The following is a 19,407-nucleotide window of genomic DNA, read 5'->3' as shown; positions in this document are numbered from 1 at the left end:
GACCGTGGTACAGGTATTGGCATACCTTTGTCGAATCTCTAGGTGTTTCTCCCTAATTTGTTAATTTTAAGACAGAATTAGATTTATGATGGTTGGCAGGATTTTAAATTTACTACTAGGCTATGTTCACATTGAGATAAATTTTATATCTGGGTTTGTTTATATATATGAGTACTGTAGGTATGAAGAAAATACTAACTTTTTGTTTACTTGGCTTAGTGACAATTTCCTTGTCCGCACAAGAATCCTCACCTGGAATGGGTAGTGCTTCTCTTGAGCAATACGTAAGCAAGACTATAAATTCGAACCCTGAAATTCAGGCCAGTTGGAGACAACTCCAAATCGCCATGAAAGATGTCGATATTGCTAAATCAGGTTATCTGCCTTCTGTTGATGTTCTAGCATCAAGTGCTTATACCGAAAGAAACTATGGCTTAGATCAAGACTATGCGGGCCACACCGCTGAAATTAGGTTGACGCAATTGCTTTATGATGGCTTTTTTACCTCCAGTGAGGTCAGTAGATTCAAACAAGCTCAAGTGGTTCGTTACTATGAATTGATGGGCGAAATAGAACAAAAGTCACTAGAAGCTTCATTAGCGTATATTGACGTACAGCTTTATCGCGAGTTACTTTCATTGGCAGAAAAAAATCTAATTACGCATGTGGACGTTTTCAAACAAATTGAAGAAAGTGTAATAGCAGGTGTGGGCAGAAGAGCGGACTTAGAACAAATTAGTGGTCGTCTTTCGCTGTCAGAGTCCAATGTATTAACTGAGCTTTCTAACCTTCATGATGTCACCGCGAGATTTTTAAGGCTTGTAGGGGAAAAGCCTGCTGAAGAGTTGGCCGACGTGTCACTTTCTGACGCTATGCCTGAGTCAGTAGAAATGGAAGTCGAGGCTATTTTGTTAGCGGCATATGAAACTAGCCCGTCTTTTAATGCGACAATTTATAATATTGATGCTCAGCGTTTTGCTATTGATAGCGCAAGAAGTCGCTACCACCCTCAAATTAATCTTACGGCCAGTTACGGGGCGCAAACGCGAGACGAAGCTGCGTTAAATAACACTATTTCAGAAGCAAGCGTGGGGGTTAACTTTTCGTACAATATTTACAACGGAGGTGCAGACAGAGCGGCAATTAGACAAGCACTATCACAGGTGGATTTAGCAAAAGACTTAAGAGATAAAGCGTGCATTGATATGCGCCAAACTATCCAAATTGCGCGTAACGATATTCAAAATATTAGCGAACAGCTTCCTTCCTTAAATGCACACAGATTGTCTTCCGACAGAGTTAAATCAGCTTATATGGATCAGTTCACCATTGGTGAACGTTCACTACTTGATTTACTGGACTCAGAAAATGAGTATTACGAGTCGAGCAGAGCGTATGTACAAGCAAGCTATACATTAGAAAAAGCGAGAGCGCGACTATTGGCTGCGTCGGGCGTGTTGGTTAAAGCGCTAGGTGTAAGCCGAAATGGTGTGGCCAGTGTGAGTGATTTGGCTGAAAAAGAGCTTCGTTACGATCCCAATCACGTGTGCCCAGCTACCCGTACGTCGTTAGATGACGAGCGCAACATTCTGAAACGAGACTCGGATTCTGATGGTATCGTCGATTTATGGGACGATTGCGTTAACTCTGCGCCCGGAGCCATGGTTGATGATTTTGGATGTGAAGCTAGTGACCCTGAGCCACAAACAATGAACACCCCAGCTAGCGCTGCTGATTTCACATTAGACGATGCACAAGTTTTAGCATCTTTTAGTATCAACATATCATTTGCATCAAATTCATCCAAAATTTCGCCTGAATACGTCTCGTCACTATCTCAAGTTATTGATGCACTTGAGAAGTACGACAATGCTGGCGTCATTATTCACGGACATGCCTCGTTAGATGGAGACGCGGCATATAACCAACGCCTCTCAGAACGGCGAGCTAGTGCTGTGGCCGCCTTACTAATTGAGTCCACTAATGACATAGATAGCCGTCGCATAACTTCTGTCGGTTACGGAGAAACACGGCCTCTAGTCGATGAGGAATCACCAGCCGCAAACGCTAAAAATCGTCGAATTGAAGCAACGATAATCCAGCTTTAATTCGAAAAGGACGTGGAGGGTTAATGGTTCAGGGAGAAAAAGGCGGGTTGTCTTATCTGGAAGAACAAGGCGGCGTGCTAATGGATTGCTTGATGATTATTTGTCGAGCACACAGTATGTCGGTTTCTCGGGTCAGCCTACTCAGTGGCTTGCCCCTAGACAATGGTGAGTTATCTCCTACGGGCTTTGAGCGTGCCGCTCAACGTGCTGGTTTAACAAGTCGCACCGCAAAAAGAGACATAGCGCAGATTAACCCTGCTTTGCTTCCTGCTGTTTTAATTATGGAAGGAAAGCAAGCCTGCGTTTTACACGAATTGCGCGACGAATGTGCGAAAGTTTCCTACCCAGAGTTAGATTCGGCCGTGGTATCGGTAGAGCTTGATAAAATCGCTTCTCAGTTTACCGGCTATGTCATTTTCGCTCGGCCTGTTTCACAAACTCAAACTCAGACTGGCAAGGTTGAAAAAAGCGCAGTTGGTCATTGGCTTTGGTCATCAGTAAAAGCTGCCTATGACTTGTATCGCGATGTTCTACTCGCATCAATATTCATTAGCCTGTTATCGATAGCATTGCCGCTATTTGTAATGAATGTGTATGACCGCGTAGTGCCTAATGCCGCAATGGAGACCTTGTGGGCATTAGCTATTGGTGTCCTTTTAGTATTAGCGGCAGATTTTCTCTTACGCGTGCTGCGGCAATATTTTGTAGAACTTGCTGCTAGTCGCTTAGATGTCACTATGTCCGCAAAAATTATGGAAAAAGTACTTTCAATTGATTTAACCAATAAGCCCGCTAAAAGTGGTGCGTTTATTAACAGTTTACAATCCTTCGAGAGTATACGTCACTTCTTTGGCTCACTTACCTTAGTCGCGTTGGTCGATTTGCCCTTTGGTTTACTGTTTGTGTTTATCATTGCCATGATAGATATCTATTTAATTATTCCTATTTTATTGGGCACGGTGATTCTTTTTTTATACGCCCTAAAAGCACAGCGAGTCATGCGCTCATTATCTGAAGAGTCGATGGAAATTAGTGCCAAAAAAAGCTCGTTAATTACCGAAAGCGTCACTGCCCTTGAAGATTTAAAAGCATTTGGATATCAAAGCCGAACGCAAAGTGCATGGGAAAAGCAAACCATCTTCTTAGCCAAAGTAAATGCTAAATTACGGTTGGTTTCTATGTCAGTTAATAACTCTGCACTATGGATTCAGCAATCAGTTGGTGTAGTAATAATCCTCACTGGTGTGTACCTCATTATCGAAGGAGAAATCACCCAAGGAGGTTTAATAGCGGCCTACTTACTCTCGAGTCGGGCTATGGGGCCTGTATCCCAAGCTGCTGCTTTACTCGCTCAGTATCATCAAGCAGAAACTGCAAAAAATGCGCTAGACGATATCATGTCTCTGCCATCAGAAGGTGGAGGGAATAAGCAGGTTAAAAACGCAAGTCAGTTAAGCGGAAACATCAATGTTAAGCAACTTTGTTTTCGCTACCCTGATGAAAATGTCTTAGCACTTAAAGATATTAACTTTTCAATTAAGCAAGGCGAGCACGTTGCCATTCTGGGGAAGAATGGTTGCGGTAAATCCACATTGAATCGTTTATTGATGGGGTTCTATAAAGCCGAATCAGGTCAAGTGTTACTTGATGAAATTGACATGCTGCAATACGAACCTGTCCTTCTAAGGCAAAACATAGGCTATGTTCCCCAAGATGTAAATCTTTTCTCCGGCACGCTAAAAGAGAATATTTTACCGGCCCACCGAGAAGTAGATGACGAGAGTCTTTGGGAAATCGCTAAGCGATGTGGCTTGGCGAAAGTCGTTAATACTCACGGAAACGGCTTTGAGCAGCAAGTGGGGGAAGGGGGCAAGCAATTGTCAGGGGGGCAACGTCAATCTGTGTCACTGGCCCGTGCCCTTATTTATGACCCCGCAATATTTATTATGGATGAACCTACTTCAGCCATGGATTCAGCGAATGAAGCCATGATGAAAGAAACCATTCGTGAAGCGATTAAGGGAAAAACATTTATCCTCAATACCCATCGCACAACGTTGCTCGATTTAGTCGACAGAGTCATTGTTATTGATAGTGGAAAAGTGATAGCTGATGGAAGAAAAGAGGACGTGCTACCTCAGTTCAAGCCGGTACCCGCTAAGCAAAGGACGGCACAGTGAAGATTAAAAGTGACGACAAAAGTAGCATTTTACATAAGCTAGTTAGAGGATGGTTAGCGCCTCCTTCAGGTCAAGATTGGGTACTTGAAGCTGAATGGGCCAGAATTATGCAAACTCCGGCAAAAGCCAAACGGCTTTTATACAGTGTAGGAGTGGTTTTACTGATATTGTTGATATGGGCGTATTTTGCAGAGATAGACGAAGTTGCTAAAGGGGAGGGGAAAGTGATCCCTTCGCAGCAGCTGCAAATTCTCCAATCATATGATGGTGGTATCGTTCAAGATATTTTGGTTAGTGAAGGACAGCAGGTACAAAAGGGCGATGTATTACTTCGTGTGGACCCTACGCGCTACATTTCAAGCTTAGAAGAAAACACAACACAGTTTGCCGCCCTTGCCGCCAAAGTGCAGCGTCTTTCAGCGCTAACCAATAACACAAGCTTAGCTTTCTCTCCTGACTTAATTAATCAAGCGCCAAAAATTGTCGAAAATGAACGGAACCTTTTTGAGTCTAACCTTGCAGAATTAAATGAAGTGGCAGCTGGCTCTGATAGTCGCATACAACAACGTAACCAAGATGTTGAGCAAGAAAGAGCTAACCTTTATCAATATAAGAGTGTGCTTTCATTAACCGAAAAAGAATTAAGCGTGACTAAACCCTTATTGGCTTCGGGGGCAGTGTCTGAAATTGAGATTTTACGATTAGAACGGCAAATTGTAGAACTTGAAGGAAAGATTGCCATGTCGCAAGTGGCTATCGAACGTGGCCTTTCCACCATTGAAGAAGAAATTATTAGTAAAGAAGAAAGTAGACTAAAACTTATCAATCGATGGAATCAAGAGTTAACCGATGCGGTGGGTGAAATGGCAACCCTTCAGCAGTCGCAAACAACCTTAGAAGATGTCGTCTCGCAAGCTGAATTACGCTCGCCAATTAATGGCACGGTTCAGCGTCTACTTATAAACACTGTTGGCGGGGTAATTACTCCTGGAAGTGCAGTTATCGAGCTCATCCCCCAAGACGACCAGCTTATTGTAGAAGCGAAGGTTTCTCCTAAAGATATTGCCTTTATCCGAGGGGGCCAAAAAGCCATTTTAAAATTTAGCGCCTATGACTTCACCATATATGGTGGTATGGACGCTGAAGTAAAACATATAAGCGCGGATGCTATTACCAATGAGAAAGACGAGACTTACTTTTTAGTCCGCTTGGAAACTAAGCGTACCATTGCTGATGCGCCGCTGGATATCATGCCAGGTATGATTGTTCAGGTTGATATCTTAACTGGAAAAAAGACGGTGTTGAATTACATTCTGTCTCCACTTTTCACCGTTACGTCGTCTGCACTTAGGGAGCGATAGATGAAGCATTACGTTATGAGTACATCGCAAAAGAGTATTGATTCTGACTTGATTGAATGGATTGAGTTTTCTGAAATACCGTGTGTTAGTTGTGATGAGAACGACAGTATTTGGGTGTCTACTTTGCATAAAAACTGGCGTGAAAATATCATCGCTGCGAGTGCGAAGTGTAGAAACGTTGTTTTATTGACATACCATTACGATAGACCGGAAATGCAAACGGCATTATTGTTGGGCGCAAGGGGGTATTGTCACGCCTTAAGCCAACAATCTCTTTTTGAGTCGGTTAGTCGGGTGCTAAAAGAAGGCGGAATATGGGTACCCAATGAGCTATATGTGAACACGACGTCAGCCGTTGCGACCACGCTAGATCTAAAAGTAAAAATACCTGAAATTGCGACATTAACGGCGCGGGAAAAAGATGTGTTAACAGGTATATTAGAGGGGTTGAGTAACAAAGAAATTGCCAGAAACCTTAAGCTCACAGAAAGAACAATTAAAGAGCATGTGGGCTCGCTATTAAAGAAGCTCAACGCCAAAGACAGAATTGGGTTATTACTGTCGCTTGGCGAGTTTAGTCATCTAAAAGATGCTCTATAACTTCAATATGCGATACCACGCCATCAACACCTAGCTCGACAAACAGCTCTTTCGTATTATTTGTTTTCACACCGTCAGCGTAAACGAGAATGCCAAAAGTATGAGCGAGTGAACAGAAGCCTCTAATAAAAGCATGATTCGCAGGATTGTGATCTATGTCCGCCATAAATGCAGAATCGATAACCACGTAATCGAGTCCTAGCTCTTGAACATTCATTAATTGAGAAAAGGACTCACCAACCCGCTTTAATCCGATGCCGCACCCTTTAGCTTTCAGGGTGGAGGAAAATAGCTCAAACTCATCAGGGAAGCGAGCAGCCGTAGACTCCCTTACTTCGAAATTAAGTTGCGAAGCAATGCGCTCGTTCATTTTAATTTGAAAATACAGTTGTGCCATGATCTCTTGGTTAAGAAGAAACTGCTCAGAACATAAAAAGGCAAACTTTGCCTGTGTGCCAGTTTGGCCTATATAGGAGAATAGGTGGCTAATGGTTGCAAGCTCTAACTCAGGCAGTAAGCCCAAATATCTTGCCCAGTGGGTATAGTAGCCACTCTTCCTCAAATCATTATCTATTTCAATACCCGCCCAACTTTGATAGTGAACTAGCTCTCTATTAGCGTCTAAAACCGGAAAGTTGAATGTCTCTACTGCTTGATTAGCAATACTTTCCTTTAATAGCTTATTCCAACGGTTTTCTTCCACTAGAGAAATAGACGAATCTAGCGTATTTTCTATATAAGGCTCGCTAAGCTTCCTCTCTACAGCTTCGTCGAGCAGTGTATCAAGGCGCATGAGTGCTGAGGAAACATCATCTTCAGGGCGCAGCCTCACCACAGACTGATACAATTTCGGATCGCCTTTTTGAGACAGTTCCGATAAACAAGCACCATGAATTGCCTCGGCAATTGTTACAATGTCATGGGTTTCCGTTAATAGTATGGCAATCTCGTTCTTCTGCATTCGAGCTACCCTACTGTCGGTGTAGTGATGATGGTGTTGGGCTAGGCAATCATTCACACTAGCGGCAAACTGCAAAAGCCGCATTCTTCGATTTTCCGGTCCCGAGCGAAGAAATGCTTCTCGGCCTCCTACTACTCTAAGAAGAAATATACAATTCACACCTTCGGTATCTCTAAATGCCAGTTGGCCTTTGAGTATAGAGATAAAATAGTCGCGGTTTGCTAATTCGGATTCAACGTCAAATTGAGTTTTATGTCGCAATAGATCAAGCCGTGTATTTTCCTCATCCATAATTCGTTGTGAATTACGTGCTAGAAAATTCATGGCTTTCACCACGCGTTTTAGTTCTAGGGTTCGTGGTTCATTTACTTGAATAAACTGCATTTGTCCAAAGGACTCAGCCTGCTCAACCACTTGATCGAGAGGGCGCATAATAAGGCGTAAAAACCACGCGCCAATAAGGCCAGCCACCGTACCCACAAGAGATAACCCAAGTATTAACCGCAGTGTGGCTTTCCACATAGAGGCAACAGCAAAGCTGGTATCAGTTTGAACATAGACCACACCGTACTGCCCCCATCCTTCTGTCACTTGAGCTACGCCTGGTTTCACGTTAGGACTAAATAATGAAGCAAACCAGGCCGGTGTTTGTTCATCTAACTGTGTGGTATGAGTATGGCTAGAGATGATTTCGCCATCGGGTTTCTGGAGTGTAATAGATGCATAGTGTCCAACATCGAACTGGGACATGATAAATAAATCTAACGTATCAGCGTCTTTTTCCAAACCGCTTAGTGTAAGTGCCAACATATTAGCGTTATCGAGGTTCTTGGAATAAAGCTGCTCTTCTACATAGCCCTTTGTAGTTGCACCGTGAATGGATACGCTCCCCATGATGGCGACAAGGACAACGGCTATAATGGCAAGCCACAACTCTCTTGTTATTGACATAGACTCCTCAAGATTGTCTTTTTATTCCCTCACGTTTCATGCGCTCAATAACGTTGCGCCACCGAGATAGTCTACTGGTAGAAGTGGAGACCTGCTTTGTTTTGCCCGGCGACCAAATGCCAGCGTCATTAAAGCTAAATACAGGCACGAGATCGGTTCGTTTCGAACCAGGCAATATCTCAGAAACAAGACTGTCTAAGACCAAAGGGTCTGAAGACGGAGTTTCGTAATACCCCAATACCATATGAGCTTGCGTTACGCGGCTTCTACCAATCTCCACGGGAATGGCCAAAAAGCTCGGCAGGGGTAGCCCAGTAGTCTTTTTGTTTGAAAACAATGTCGTCGGTGGCATATTGGATATGCTCGTCAAAGAAGCGGTTAACACCCTCTAACTGAGCGGATACTGAAAGATTGTTTAGCTGACTTAGTTTTTCTTCTAACTCTTTGACATCTAGAGCTTTATTATCCCCAAATCGCGTTTTCACTTCCATTTCTAATACGGGGAACTCTATAGACAGATGATCCTTCAATTGCTGTCCTGTCAATATAAGAGCTAAAACTACGAAGCAGTTTGACGCTAATATCGAAAGGGTCATGATTTATTTTTTAATTATTTATTATACGAAATTATAAGCACCTTATAGGCGGTGCTCCTGCATTTATATATAGATATCCATACCTGAGTATAGGTATAGCATGGGCGAAATGTGAAGCCAAGTGCTATTCAAAAGAGAATCATCATGGTTATCGTTTGATAACGAAATCACTCTCTTGAATATTCGCAACAATGCCACTGTCTTTGTGAATCAATCTTGCCGTATTGCCATAAGCATTTTCAACAACAAATGCTCCAGGGTAAATATGGTACTGCAAATAGGCCTTACCGTGCCGGTCGATAATTTCGCTGGTTTGATACACAAAAAGTTCATCACCGTTCTTGATGCCATTATCACGGCCCAATGATACTGAAATATGTGAACCCGCAACATTAAGCACTCTGCCAGTCATGGGCTGACAAGCAATAGTCTCATTAATATCAGCGGTTAACTGCTGCATCTGCTTTTTAATTGCCTTGCCGTATTCTGTCCGCCAAAAGGTCGACGAAAATTCGTCTACATCGGTAAACCGGTCAAAAGGCCACGCTGCTTCAGTAACGTAATCTTGCTGCAGTAGCAGGCCGCTATTTATACCGTCAAAAACTTTAATACTTAGCGAAAAGTAACGGGTGGCTTTTTCTTCTTTCCAGAATGCAAAAGAAGAAGGACGTTGTCTTTCAACACTCACGTCACTAATGCTGCCAATTAAAACAAACTGTGCATTTGACTGTCGCGACAATGCACGCACATTTTCTTCAAGCCCATTCACTCCCCATCGTGTGGTGTGTGGAGCAATGTAAGCTAAATTTAAATTCTGGGCCTGTGCCGACATTTCGGTAGCCAGCTTTCTTGTGACTGCCTCGGAAAAGTTAGGGATTTTTCCTTCAACTAAATGATTGCGGTTTTCTACCATGAAGTAACTGGTGGCAATATTTTTATCATACTCAACTGCGGTACATTGTTTAGCCGCAGGAAAGATATCCGCCCTGACGCTTACGGTAACATAGTCGCTATGCCATATTTCATCTGTGAGCTCGAGATGATCCACTTCACCTGAACTACTAATGGTAATGTCTTCACGTTCAAGTAACCCATTCGTGAGTTGCTGAACACTGTTTATCGAGGCACCTGCGAATAATAATGCCTGTTTTAAAGCTTCTTCTGTGGCGTCTCTACGGGCTTTTTCTTTATTGCCATTCACGATAACTGCTTGGCCTTTGGCCTCATACCAAGCGGCATAGCTTTGCCCTGTTGACCCTATTGCAAGGCAAAATAGCGCCATAAAAAAGGCGGCATTGGCGTATCTAGCTAAATATCTTCTTTTTACAGAAGATATGCTAACTAAAAGTAATTTAGCGAATGTTTGTATGCCAAGCACAGTCTTGTCCTTTTGTTGTAGTGCGAGAAGCGGGAGCGGGCACTACATCAGTTAATTTAAGCCAGTATTCTCTTTGTATTAGCTTCGTTGTCAGCTTTATTTCAATTTATGTTTCAATTTTTGCTCCAACCCACATATGCGGAATATAAGCGAAATAGATGCCAATGTTTCAAATTTAAAATTTAGGCGTAAAGATTGCTTATCCACTAATAGAAAAATTGAGAATGAGGTTTCTCTAATGGTGTTTTTTGAAAAATTGATTCGTAGCCGAGCATGGATGACGATGGCTTTATTTGCTGCACTAACAGGTTTATCAGGATGTAGTCTATTTGTAGACAAACATGTGGAGTGGGAGACGGTTGAGCCAGACAGTTACCCTGTGCTAAGTGCCGTTGGATATGCCCCAATTATGTCGCAACGGGGTGAAAGCGAAACCGTGAAAACCTTGATGGCAATTAAAGCATCAAAACTAGAGGCTTACAGAGAACTTGCAGAGCAGGTGTACGGACAGCGTATTGAAGGTAATCAATCACTGTCTAGCCTTGTGGTGGATAATGAAACCTTGCGGGCTTCTGTAGAGGGCGTTATTAGAGGGGCTAGGGTAATAAAAAGTTACCCCGTGGGTGAAGACACCTATGCCACCGAACTTGAGCTAGATATGCATCACGTGTACGACATTTATTTGACGACAGCGAAGCCACAAAGAATAAAAGACATCAAATACTATTAAGTATTTCGATGTATGACTAAATAGCACTCATAAAAAAAGCGCGTTTTAAACGCGCTTTTTTGTTTTTAATTGGGCTTTCGGTGATGAGTGCATTACTTAAGCGCTAATACCTGAACCTAAGCGGCCCGCATTTGGCTTGCCTTTCTTATCGTAGGTTAACGATTCTTTAGCGCGAACTTCTAACATCAGATTCCGTAAGTGTGTGAGGCGAAGCTGTCCTTGCTCTACGGCTTTCTGATTAATTTGGGTTTTATACTTACAGTCTTCTAACAGACTTTTCGCTTTATCCATCAACCCTTGTTCATCTGCACTAATCGTTTCTTCTGTAGTTTGGCGGTATAACGCCTCGACTTTTTGGTCGGTAGACTGAATAGACTCTAGCAATTCAGACTTATCTGATAACAGGCTCATTAAGGTTTCTGCATCTCGTGAACTAATCAAATGTAATTCTTTTTCCAGCATCAAGCACAGGCTCTCTAAGTTAGAGACCTGTTGTGATAACGCTGAATAAAGATGACTAGTCATAAAAACCTAATTACTTTTGGCCAAAAATCTCACCCTCAAGCTTAGCGATTTTATTCGCTAACACTTCAGGGTTAACTTTATATTCACCACTTGATATCGCCTTTTTAAGACGATCAACTTTTTCCTGATTCACAGGCGCTTCAGATCCTTTCTTCTGAACTTGATTCAACTGCTGTGCAGACTGAGTCAAAGATACTGAATCTTGTCGTGGTGCTTGAGCAACAGATGCATTGTTCGACGTCGCTTGTTGCTGTTGCGACTGCTGCGTCTGATTCTGTTGCGAAATTTTTGTATTATCAACGGGTGTTTTGGGTAACCCACTGTTTACATTGTTAATTGCCATAATATTTCTCCACTACCTTTTCGCCTCTGTATAAGTTATCGGCACGAGCCTTCTTTTCTTTAGGCTTTTATACGACGAAAACGTAGTTTTTTAGCACGCTGAACTACAAGTGTACCACGACTTCTTGAGCGCTGGCGACTTCCGCTATCACGGGCTTTTGGCTACTGGCATTGAGCACCTTTATGGTATCGCCAATAACACCATCTTGTTGTGCTATTCCAGATGTTTTAACCGCCATCCCACCCAATGATGCACGAATGGTAATTCTATCGCCCTTGCACACAAAGCATAGCATATTGGATTGCACAGCTTGGCCATCAACAATTCGGCGTTTCATTCGAGCGCCAATCAATGCATCTACATCAGTAAATGCACTGTATCGAAGACGCTTTATATCTACGGATGCCAACGTCAGATTAGATGCAGAAAGCACAGTGCCAGGGCTAACCGCGCCAGAAGTAACCACAATTTCTTTCGTTCTTGTCACTTGGGCGCTGGTAAACAAGTACCAGTCATTATTTGTGCAACTTACCCGTACCGAAACATACGATTGGTTCAAAGATTCATCAGACGCGTGAAATTGAAATCCGGTTGGACACTGAGGAATATTAATTCTTTCGTCTACTTCAGCAATGCTCACAGCAATATCGGTGTTTTCATCGTGTATACTAAGCGCCGACAGCAGGTATTCTTCTGCGCCCTTATTCACTACATCGTGCATTGTTTCAGCGTAACTGTAAGGCGCTAAAGCAACGGTCACCACAACAGTGAAAAGTGGCAGACGAACTCCTGTAAGCCAAGATTTTACGTTTTTTAAATTTTTCATAGTCACTTTTTGTGTTCACTTACTGAGTTATTGTCTATGCTTATAAGACAAATTAGGTTGAGACAATAACTTGCGTACGTCCGTGATTAAGTTGTACATGCAGCGAAACCGTCATTTTTCTGTCGTTTGACCTGCATACATTTAGTGATATTGTCTATTCTCTTTAGTGAAGGCAATGATCATGCCCAGTATTAAAAAGAGGTGAGATATGTCGGGAATTTTAGACTCGGTTAACCAACGAACCCAATTAGTTGGTCAAAACCGTCTTGAGTTATTGTTGTTCAGGCTTAATGGCCGTCAACGCTTTGGTATCAACGTGTTTAAAGTACGTGAAGTGCTCCAGTGTCCACCACTGACTTCAATGCCAAAGTTGAACTCGTTAGTTCGCGGAGTAGCACATATTCGTGGGCAAACTATTTCTGTCATCGATTTAAGCATGGCGACGGGTGGCAAGCGTATTGAAGATTTATCAAATGCGTTTATCGTTATTGCTGAATACAACCGTTCTGTACAAGGCTTTTTAGTGGGCGCTGTTGAGCGCATCATTAATACCAACTGGGATGCCATCATGCCGCCTCCCCAAGGGACAGGCCGAGCAAGTTACTTAACCGCTGTTACTGAAGTAGAAAACGAATTAATTGAAATTCTCGACGTAGAAAAAATCCTCAATGAAATTTCACCGCTAAATGCAGAAGTAAGCGCAGATGTTGCCGAAGGGCTAACTACGGAAGGTAAGGAAGATAAAATTATCTTCATTGCTGATGATTCAGCGGTGGCAAGAAACCAGGTTAAAAAAGCGCTAACCTCACTTGGGTTAGAAATTGAGCTGGCAAAGAATGGTTTAGAAGCGTTAAACCGCTTGAAGGAAATCGCTGAAGAATATGGTGATATTACCAAGCGAATTGGGGTGCTAGTGTCTGACATAGAAATGCCAGAGATGGACGGTTACACCCTTACGGCGGAAATTAAAAATACACCAGAACTTCAAAAGCTTCATGTTGTACTTCACACATCTTTAAGTGGTGTATTCAATCAAGCCATGGTCCAGAAAGTGGGAGCGGATGACTTTATTGCGAAATTTCACCCCGATGAACTAGCGACAGCAGTTCAGAAGTGGTTAATGACGGATTGTGAATAACGGAGCAGTAGGGGTTGGATAATAAAAATGTGTCGCCGGCAAGCTATGAAAAGTTTCGGCACTTCCTCGAGAAACAATGCGGAATAGTACTCGGGGAAAACAAACAATATCTTGTAAGAAGTAGGCTTGCGTCTTTGTTATATAAGCATGACTATGACAATACTGATGCGCTTATTGATGTGGTTGTAAAGGGTTACGATCGTAACCTTTTGCAAAGCGTCATCGATGCGATGACCACAAATGAAACGTTGTGGTTTAGAGATACCTATCCATTTGAGTTGCTACTACGCGATTTACTTCCTCAACTTGCAACGAAAAATCAAAAGCTAAGAATTTGGAGTGCAGCTTGTTCGTCTGGACAAGAGCCTTATTCTATTGCTATGTCGATATTAGAGTTTCAAAAACAGCGACCCGGATTGCTTAGGCAAGGGGTTGAAATTATAGCCACTGACCTTTCTTCTGAAATGCTCAGCAAGTGTAGCCAAGGGCTATACGATGAACTTTCGCTTGCTAGAGGGTTATCGCCACAACGTAGGGCTATGTTCTTCCAACCTCATGAAAGTGGGCAGATGCAGGTAAAGCCAGAAGTGCGCAACATGGTCTCATTCAGAAGTTTGAATTTGTTAACCTCCTATGCAGCACTTGGCCGCTTCGACATCGTTTTTTGCCGCAATGTGCTGATTTATTTTTCGGCAGATGTGAAACAAAAGATACTGCAACAAATTGCCGGACAGCTGCAACCTGCCGGTGTCCTTTTCCTTGGCGCGTCTGAATCTATCAGTGCGGCAAGCGATACGTATGCCATGATCAAATGTAATCCTGGCTTGTACTATCAGAAGAAATAAATACCTAACGTACTGAATTTAATAAAACATTTAAAATCCCCTCTATTACTTTTCTCATTTTTACACAGTGCCAACCTTCAGGTTGGCATCTGCCTTGCTAGTAAAATCCTATAACAGATAATTCGTCATTATTTATTGATGGCGTATTTCCGGAATTTCGCAGCGAGGAGTTTTCAATATGGCCATAAATCTCGACAAGTTAGTCGGGTTTCATCAGTCGGCGTTAGCAATACGCACCGACAGAATGGAAGTCATCTCTGGAAACCTAGCGAACGCCAATACCCCTGGTTATAAGGCGAAAGACATCGACTTTAATAAAGCGATGGAGTCAGCCATGAGCGCCCAAGATGGGCAGCACAAATTGGGCGGTGGAAGCTTAGTAAGAACTCACGATAAACACATAGGTGGCGATGTATCGTCGGTTGCATCAAATTTTGAAATGCAATACCGCATACCCACTCAACCGGATACCGGAGACGGCAATACGGTTGAAGTACAGGCAGAACGTAACCGCTTTTTAGATAACGGTTTACGTTACCAAGCCACACTTGAGTTTATTAACGGTAAAGTTAAAGGTATGAAAAAAGCCCTTAGTTCTGGAGGCCAGTAATCATGAGCTTATTTAATGTGATGTCAATTTCCAGTACCGGTATGGAAGCTGAAAATGTTCGTTTAAACACCACTGCTAGTAACATTGCTAACGCGAATTCGGTAAGCAGTAGTTATGACGAAACGTATCGTGCAAGACACCCAGTGTTTGCCGCTGAGTTGCAGCGAGCTATGGGCGATCAAAGCAAGGGTGTGGGTGTTGAAGTTAAGGGAATTGTAGAAAGCGATGCGCCATTGCAAGTTGAGTATGCCCCGCATAACCCAATGGCTGACGAAGAGGGTTATATCTATAAGCCAAACGTCAACATCGTTGAAGAAATGGCAAATATGATGTCGGCGTCAAAAGCCTATGAAACCAACGTTCAGGTTGCTGATACCACCAAACGGATATTCCGTCGGGTATTGCAACTAGGACAAGGGCAATAAGTTGCCGCATAGGTAATGTGAGGAAAATACTGTGACCACAATTAACAACACCACTGGCCTGAACAACGAACTCTACTGGCAAGAAGAGACGGTTCCGGTTGTCGATGGAACAGAGCAACAGCTTTCGCAAGAAGACTTTTTTGCCATGTTAACCGAGCAATTAGCGAATCAGGATCCTACTAAACCCGTAGATAACGATCAGATGGTAGCGCAAATGACATCATTCACTATGGCTGATGGTATTTCTCAGTTGAATGATAAGTTCGAGTCATTCGCCGCCTCGATGACATCTAACCAAGCATTGCAAGCATCTAGCTTGATTGGTCAGAACGTGTTGGTACAGGGCAACGTAGGGCACATGTCTAGCGACGCTGCAGGCGTATCGGGTGTTGTGGTCAATGAGCAGAGCGTACAAAACATGACTATCACTGTTGAAAATCAATACGGTGAAGTGATTAAGACTATTGATGCTGGCACACAAGCCGCTGGCAACATTCAATTTGAATGGGATGGCAAGGACACCCAAGGCAACGATATGCCAGCGGGTGACTACGTAATCAGTGCTACAGGCGAATTAAACGGTGAAGGCGTTCAATTGAATACTGCCATTAATCGTCATGTAGGAAGTGTTAGTTTGGCCGGCAGTGGTCAGGGCGTAATTTTAAATTTAGATGGCGAAGTCAGCATTAGTCTTGATGACGTTATTCAAATCGGCAGTTAGCAGGAGAAAGAAGCATGTCTTTTAATATTGCACTAAGTGGCGTAGCTGCCGCACAAAAAGATTTAGATGTAACCGCGAATAACATCGCAAACGTAAATACTGTTGGCTTTAAAGAGTCTCGCGCTGAATTCGGCGACGTGTACGCCACATCACTATTGGCTGGAAGTAAAACCAAAGTGGGCGACGGTGTTTTGACACAAGATGTGGCCCAGCAGTTTTCGCAAGGTAGCTTGCAATTCACCAATACTGCACTTGATTTGGCGATTACTGGGAATGGTTTCTTTGCCACCGTGCCTGATGAAACCTCACGAGACTTCTCGTTTACCCGTGCCGGTCAATTCAAGTTAGATGACGACAACTACGTGGTTAACAGTAACGGCGACTTACTTTTAGGTTTCCCTGTTAATTCAGACTCTACCAGTTCATCGGTTGCATTGAGTACCACAGAGCCAGTGCAAATCCCAGATTCATCAGGTTCTCCAGCACAAACCTCAGAAGTTGATATTCGTATGAACTTACCTGCTGGTGATCAGGGATTAGATCCAGCCGCATTTGATCCACAAGATCCACTTACCTACAATGCGGCAACCTCGGTAACGGTTTATGACTCACTAGGCGACAGCCACGTGATGACTTATTACTTCGTTAAAGATGTAGCGGCAGACAATGAATGGTATGTGGCGACAGCGGTAGACGATCAACTTACTGATTTAGTGAATTCTACCGGTACTGATTCCGACCCAACTACAGCGGTAAACTCGCTGGGTACTAACACGGGTAACGGCGTTACAGCAGCTAAGCTTGTGTTTTCTCAAGGTGGTGACTTTATTGGTATTGAATCACCAGATGGCATTCAAACTACCGATTACAAGTTAACGACTGAAGCGCTAGGTTCTGCATTATCAAATGGGGCGGATGCGACTCAACAAATAGGGATCGATTTTAACTTAGACCCTTCAAATGCTACCACGGTGGAACCTACGCAATACGCATCAGCATTCGAAGTGACGTCATTAGAGCAAGATGGTTTGCCTGTTGGTCGTTTGACGGGTATTGATATTGGCCCAGACGGCTTGGTTCGAGCGACGTTCTCAAACGGTACGTCAGAACCTATCGTGCGTGTGGCCTTAGTGAGATTTGCTAATGAGCAGGGCTTAACGCAGCAAAGCAGCACTGAGTGGAAAGAAAGTATCCTATCTGGTGAAGCATTGGCGGGTGAAGCGACGACGGGGACTTTCGGTGAAATTAACTCATCAGCCCTTGAACAAGCCAACGTTAACCTAACCACTGAGCTTATCGATATGATTATTGCACAGCGGAACTTCCAGGCTAACTCTCGAGCACTCGAAGTGAATAACTCGCTTAACCAGACTATCCTGAACATCCGATAAACATTGACGTTTAACTAGCAAAAACCGCAACTTTAGTTGCGGTTTTTTTGTATCCACTTCTATTTGTGCATGTTGGCACTGGGATTGCAAAACCTGTATATGGTTTAACCAGAGTCAAAAGTCAGTCATGGACAAACTTCTCTACATTGCTGCCAGTGGTGCATCTCAAGACCTTTTAGGTACTGGGCTTCGTGCCAATAACTTGGCTAACGCGCAAACAACTGGGTTTAGAGCTCAGTTAGAACAGGCAAGGTCAATGCCTGCCTACGGCGAAGGTTTGCCGTCTCGCGTTTTTTCAATGACCGAAAGTCCGTCAAACAACTATGAATCAGGTCCTATGATTCAAACGGGTCGTGATTTAGACGTTGCGATACAAGGCGATGGCTGGTTTGCCGTTCAAGATGACAATGGGCAAGAAGCCTATTCTCGTGACGGTAACTTTAAGCTTGGTGACGACGGTATTTTGACAGATGTGCACAATCGCCCCGTTTTAGGCGATAACGGTCCAATTTTCCTTCCTGTGCCGCTAGATAATTTAGATATCGGTATGGACGGCACGTTGTCAATGAGACAGCTTGGCGCGCCAGAAAATGTAATTGAAGATGTTGGCCGGTTGAAACTGGTTAAGCCGAACTATGCCGATATGGAACGAGGCACTGATGGTTTATTTAGAATGGAAGACGGCACGGTAGCCCCAGCAAGTGCTGGTGTGAAAGTAATGTCTGGCATGTTGGAAGGCTCGAACGTGAATGCCGTTGACGAAATGGTCAATATGATAAGCCTTCAGCGCCACTATGAGCTTCAAGTGAAGATGATGAAGCAAGCTGATGAGCTAGATGCTCGCGGCAACCAATTACTGCGCATTCTATAGAATAGTTAACAATTTTGTTATACGAACTTTAAAGGTTAGGAGGTCGCCATGCACCCAGCATTGTGGATAAGTAAAACAGGTCTTGATGCCGCACAAACAGATGTCGCGGTGGTATCGAACAACCTGGCTAACGCATCAACGGTAGGCTTTAAAAAAGACAGAGCAATTTTTGAAGATTTGCTTTATCAGAATATAAACCAACCTGGTGGCCGCTCATCAGCTGATACCGAATTACCTTCTGGCCTTATGTTAGGTTCTGGTTCAAAGGTGGTATCAACACAAAAAGCACATACCCAAGGCAACTTGCTAACCACGGATAATGCGTTAGATATGTCTATTCAGGGGCGCGGTTATTTTGAAATATTGCAGCCTGACGGCACCATTGCCTACTCAAGAAATGGTCAGTTTTCAATGAACGATCAAGGTCAGATAGTGACTTCTGGCGCGGGTTTTTTACTCCAACCTGAAGTGGCAATTCCAGAGGATGCGCAGCAAATTACCATTTCACAAGACGGTGAAATTAGCGTGTCAATTCGTGGTCAAGCCGAGCCGCAAGTGCTTGGCCAAATGAACCTATCAGACTTCATTAACCCAACTGGCCTTCAGCCTATAGGACAGAACCTCTACGTTGAAACCGCATCAAGTGGCGCACCTATTCAAGGTGTGCCAGGCCTTCAAGGTATAGGCACTATTGCACAAGGTACGCTAGAAACCAGTAACGTGAATGTGACCGAAGAGCTGGTTAATTTGATTGAAAGTCAACGTTTGTACGAGATGAACTCGAAAGTGATTTCGTCGGTGGATCAGATGCTTGGGCAAGTCATTCAGCAACTTTAGTGAGTAATGT

Annotated in this window: 20 protein-coding genes; 13 read left to right on the top strand and 7 right to left on the bottom strand. The window is 43.4% G+C overall.

The features are described 5' to 3' along the window. The first annotated feature begins 182 nt into the window (after positions 1-182). From AMBT_RS13365 to AMBT_RS13350, 4 genes are read left to right on the top strand one after another with little or no spacing between them, the layout of a single operon-like run. A complete protein-coding gene (locus tag AMBT_RS13365; protein ID WP_041453002.1) occupies positions 183-2,108 on the top strand; it encodes a TolC family outer membrane protein in 1,926 nt (641 codons plus the stop codon). A 23-nt stretch (positions 2,109-2,131) separates the two neighbouring features. Further along, the gene (locus tag AMBT_RS13360) at positions 2,132-4,288 is read left to right on the top strand and encodes a type I secretion system permease/ATPase (RefSeq protein ID WP_013785162.1); all 2,157 of its coding nucleotides are present in this window, start codon (positions 2,132-2,134) and stop codon (positions 4,286-4,288) included. Next, complete coding sequence (locus tag AMBT_RS13355) at positions 4,285-5,649, top strand: HlyD family type I secretion periplasmic adaptor subunit (RefSeq protein WP_013785161.1); 1,365 nt, start codon at positions 4,285-4,287, stop codon at positions 5,647-5,649. Before AMBT_RS13360 ends, AMBT_RS13355 begins: the two co-directional genes overlap by 4 nt. Further along, a complete protein-coding gene (locus AMBT_RS13350) occupies positions 5,650-6,249 on the top strand; it encodes a response regulator transcription factor (protein ID WP_013785160.1) in 600 nt (199 codons plus the stop codon). On the opposite strand, the gene AMBT_RS13345 is transcribed toward AMBT_RS13350, so the two are convergent. The 4 genes from AMBT_RS13345 to AMBT_RS13335 form a co-directional block, all read right to left on the bottom strand. Continuing rightward, complete coding sequence (locus tag AMBT_RS13345; RefSeq protein WP_013785159.1) at positions 6,224-8,161, bottom strand: bifunctional diguanylate cyclase/phosphodiesterase; 1,938 nt, start codon at positions 8,159-8,161, stop codon at positions 6,224-6,226. The two genes, AMBT_RS13350 and AMBT_RS13345, sit on opposite strands and share 26 nt — an antisense overlap. Before the next feature lie 7 nt (positions 8,162-8,168). Then, positions 8,169-8,453, bottom strand: a complete 285-nt coding sequence (locus AMBT_RS22960) for a hypothetical protein (RefSeq protein WP_232363142.1) — start codon at positions 8,451-8,453, stop codon at positions 8,169-8,171. Continuing rightward, entirely contained in the window at positions 8,428-8,691 is a 264-nt protein-coding gene (locus AMBT_RS22955) for a hypothetical protein (RefSeq protein WP_232363141.1), read from the bottom strand. Before AMBT_RS22955 ends, AMBT_RS22960 begins: the two co-directional genes overlap by 26 nt. A 214-nt stretch (positions 8,692-8,905) precedes the next feature. Beyond that, on the bottom strand, positions 8,906-10,135 hold the full coding sequence (locus tag AMBT_RS13335; protein WP_013785157.1) for a flagellar assembly protein T N-terminal domain-containing protein: 1,230 nt from the start codon (positions 10,133-10,135) through the stop codon (positions 8,906-8,908). Between the two features lie 277 nt (positions 10,136-10,412). Here AMBT_RS13335 and AMBT_RS13330 point away from each other — a divergent pair, with 277 nt between their 5' ends. Then, a complete protein-coding gene (locus AMBT_RS13330) occupies positions 10,413-10,865 on the top strand; it encodes an LPP20 family lipoprotein (RefSeq protein WP_049791832.1) in 453 nt (150 codons plus the stop codon). A gap of 96 nt (positions 10,866-10,961) precedes the next feature. Here AMBT_RS13330 and flgN read toward each other — a convergent pair whose 3' ends face one another. The 3 genes from flgN to flgA all read right to left on the bottom strand — a co-directional run bounded on the left by flgN (position 10,962) and on the right by flgA (position 12,559). Continuing rightward, positions 10,962-11,390, bottom strand: coding sequence for a flagellar export chaperone FlgN (gene flgN, locus AMBT_RS13325; RefSeq protein ID WP_041452575.1), 429 nt, complete (start codon positions 11,388-11,390; stop codon positions 10,962-10,964). A gap of 10 nt (positions 11,391-11,400) precedes the next feature. Then, on the bottom strand, positions 11,401-11,733 hold the full coding sequence (gene flgM / locus AMBT_RS13320; protein ID WP_013785154.1) for a flagellar biosynthesis anti-sigma factor FlgM: 333 nt from the start codon (positions 11,731-11,733) through the stop codon (positions 11,401-11,403). A gap of 103 nt (positions 11,734-11,836) precedes the next feature. Next, positions 11,837-12,559, bottom strand: a complete 723-nt coding sequence (gene flgA / locus AMBT_RS13315) for a flagellar basal body P-ring formation chaperone FlgA (protein ID WP_013785153.1) — start codon at positions 12,557-12,559, stop codon at positions 11,837-11,839. Positions 12,560-12,767: 208 nt separating this feature from the next. Between flgA and AMBT_RS13310 the strand changes: the two genes are divergently transcribed. The 8 genes from AMBT_RS13310 (at position 12,768) to flgG (ending at position 19,397) form a co-directional block, all read left to right on the top strand. Beyond that, positions 12,768-13,697: a chemotaxis protein CheV gene (locus AMBT_RS13310; protein ID WP_013785152.1), complete on the top strand. Its 930-nt coding sequence runs from the start codon at positions 12,768-12,770 to the stop codon at positions 13,695-13,697. Between the two features lie 14 nt (positions 13,698-13,711). Beyond that, positions 13,712-14,542, top strand: coding sequence for a CheR family methyltransferase (locus AMBT_RS13305; protein ID WP_041452574.1), 831 nt, complete (start codon positions 13,712-13,714; stop codon positions 14,540-14,542). 178 nt (positions 14,543-14,720) lie between these two features. Continuing rightward, positions 14,721-15,152: a flagellar basal body rod protein FlgB gene (gene flgB, locus AMBT_RS13300; RefSeq protein WP_013785150.1), complete on the top strand. Its 432-nt coding sequence runs from the start codon at positions 14,721-14,723 to the stop codon at positions 15,150-15,152. Between the two features lie 2 nt (positions 15,153-15,154). Further along, on the top strand, positions 15,155-15,577 hold the full coding sequence (gene flgC, locus AMBT_RS13295) for a flagellar basal body rod protein FlgC (RefSeq protein ID WP_013785149.1): 423 nt from the start codon (positions 15,155-15,157) through the stop codon (positions 15,575-15,577). Positions 15,578-15,608: 31 nt separating this feature from the next. Continuing rightward, positions 15,609-16,298, top strand: coding sequence for a flagellar hook assembly protein FlgD (flgD, locus tag AMBT_RS13290; protein WP_013785148.1), 690 nt, complete (start codon positions 15,609-15,611; stop codon positions 16,296-16,298). A 14-nt stretch (positions 16,299-16,312) separates the two neighbouring features. Beyond that, positions 16,313-17,689 (top strand): flagellar hook protein FlgE, encoded by a 1,377-nt coding sequence (gene flgE / locus AMBT_RS13285; RefSeq protein ID WP_013785147.1) that lies wholly within the window; start codon positions 16,313-16,315, stop codon positions 17,687-17,689. 127 nt (positions 17,690-17,816) lie between these two features. Further along, positions 17,817-18,560, top strand: coding sequence for a flagellar basal-body rod protein FlgF (locus tag AMBT_RS13280; RefSeq protein WP_013785146.1), 744 nt, complete (start codon positions 17,817-17,819; stop codon positions 18,558-18,560). 48 nt (positions 18,561-18,608) lie between these two features. Continuing rightward, positions 18,609-19,397 (top strand): flagellar basal-body rod protein FlgG, encoded by a 789-nt coding sequence (gene flgG / locus AMBT_RS13275; protein WP_013785145.1) that lies wholly within the window; start codon positions 18,609-18,611, stop codon positions 19,395-19,397. Positions 19,398-19,407 lie beyond the last annotated feature (10 nt).

Source organism: Alteromonas naphthalenivorans (assembly GCF_000213655.1).
Lineage (GTDB): Bacteria > Pseudomonadota > Gammaproteobacteria > Enterobacterales > Alteromonadaceae > Alteromonas > Alteromonas naphthalenivorans.
Note: the sequence above shows the minus strand (reverse complement) of the source record. Positions and strands in the feature narration are given on the sequence as shown.

Bases quoted from the DNA above. Each gene is read 5' to 3' on its own strand.
- flgN (WP_041452575.1), bottom strand. From the start codon at position 11,390: ATGACTAGTCATCTTTATTCAGCGTTATCACAACAGGTCTCTAACTTA.
- AMBT_RS13350 (WP_013785160.1), top strand. From the start codon at position 5,650: ATGAAGCATTACGTTATGAGTACATCGCAAAAGAGTATTGATTCTGAC.
- flgE (WP_013785147.1), top strand. From the start codon at position 16,313: ATGTCTTTTAATATTGCACTAAGTGGCGTAGCTGCCGCACAAAAAGAT.
- flgA (WP_013785153.1), bottom strand. From the start codon at position 12,559: ATGAAAAATTTAAAAAACGTAAAATCTTGGCTTACAGGAGTTCGTCTG.
- AMBT_RS13365 (WP_041453002.1), top strand. From the start codon at position 183: ATGAAGAAAATACTAACTTTTTGTTTACTTGGCTTAGTGACAATTTCC.
- AMBT_RS13360 (WP_013785162.1), top strand. From the start codon at position 2,132: ATGGTTCAGGGAGAAAAAGGCGGGTTGTCTTATCTGGAAGAACAAGGC.
- flgM (WP_013785154.1), bottom strand. From the start codon at position 11,733: ATGGCAATTAACAATGTAAACAGTGGGTTACCCAAAACACCCGTTGAT.
- AMBT_RS13330 (WP_049791832.1), top strand. From the start codon at position 10,413: ATGACGATGGCTTTATTTGCTGCACTAACAGGTTTATCAGGATGTAGT.
- flgG (WP_013785145.1), top strand. From the start codon at position 18,609: ATGCACCCAGCATTGTGGATAAGTAAAACAGGTCTTGATGCCGCACAA.
- AMBT_RS13345 (WP_013785159.1), bottom strand. From the start codon at position 8,161: ATGTCAATAACAAGAGAGTTGTGGCTTGCCATTATAGCCGTTGTCCTT.
- flgB (WP_013785150.1), top strand. From the start codon at position 14,721: ATGGCCATAAATCTCGACAAGTTAGTCGGGTTTCATCAGTCGGCGTTA.
- flgC (WP_013785149.1), top strand. From the start codon at position 15,155: ATGAGCTTATTTAATGTGATGTCAATTTCCAGTACCGGTATGGAAGCT.
- AMBT_RS13280 (WP_013785146.1), top strand. From the start codon at position 17,817: ATGGACAAACTTCTCTACATTGCTGCCAGTGGTGCATCTCAAGACCTT.
- AMBT_RS13310 (WP_013785152.1), top strand. From the start codon at position 12,768: ATGTCGGGAATTTTAGACTCGGTTAACCAACGAACCCAATTAGTTGGT.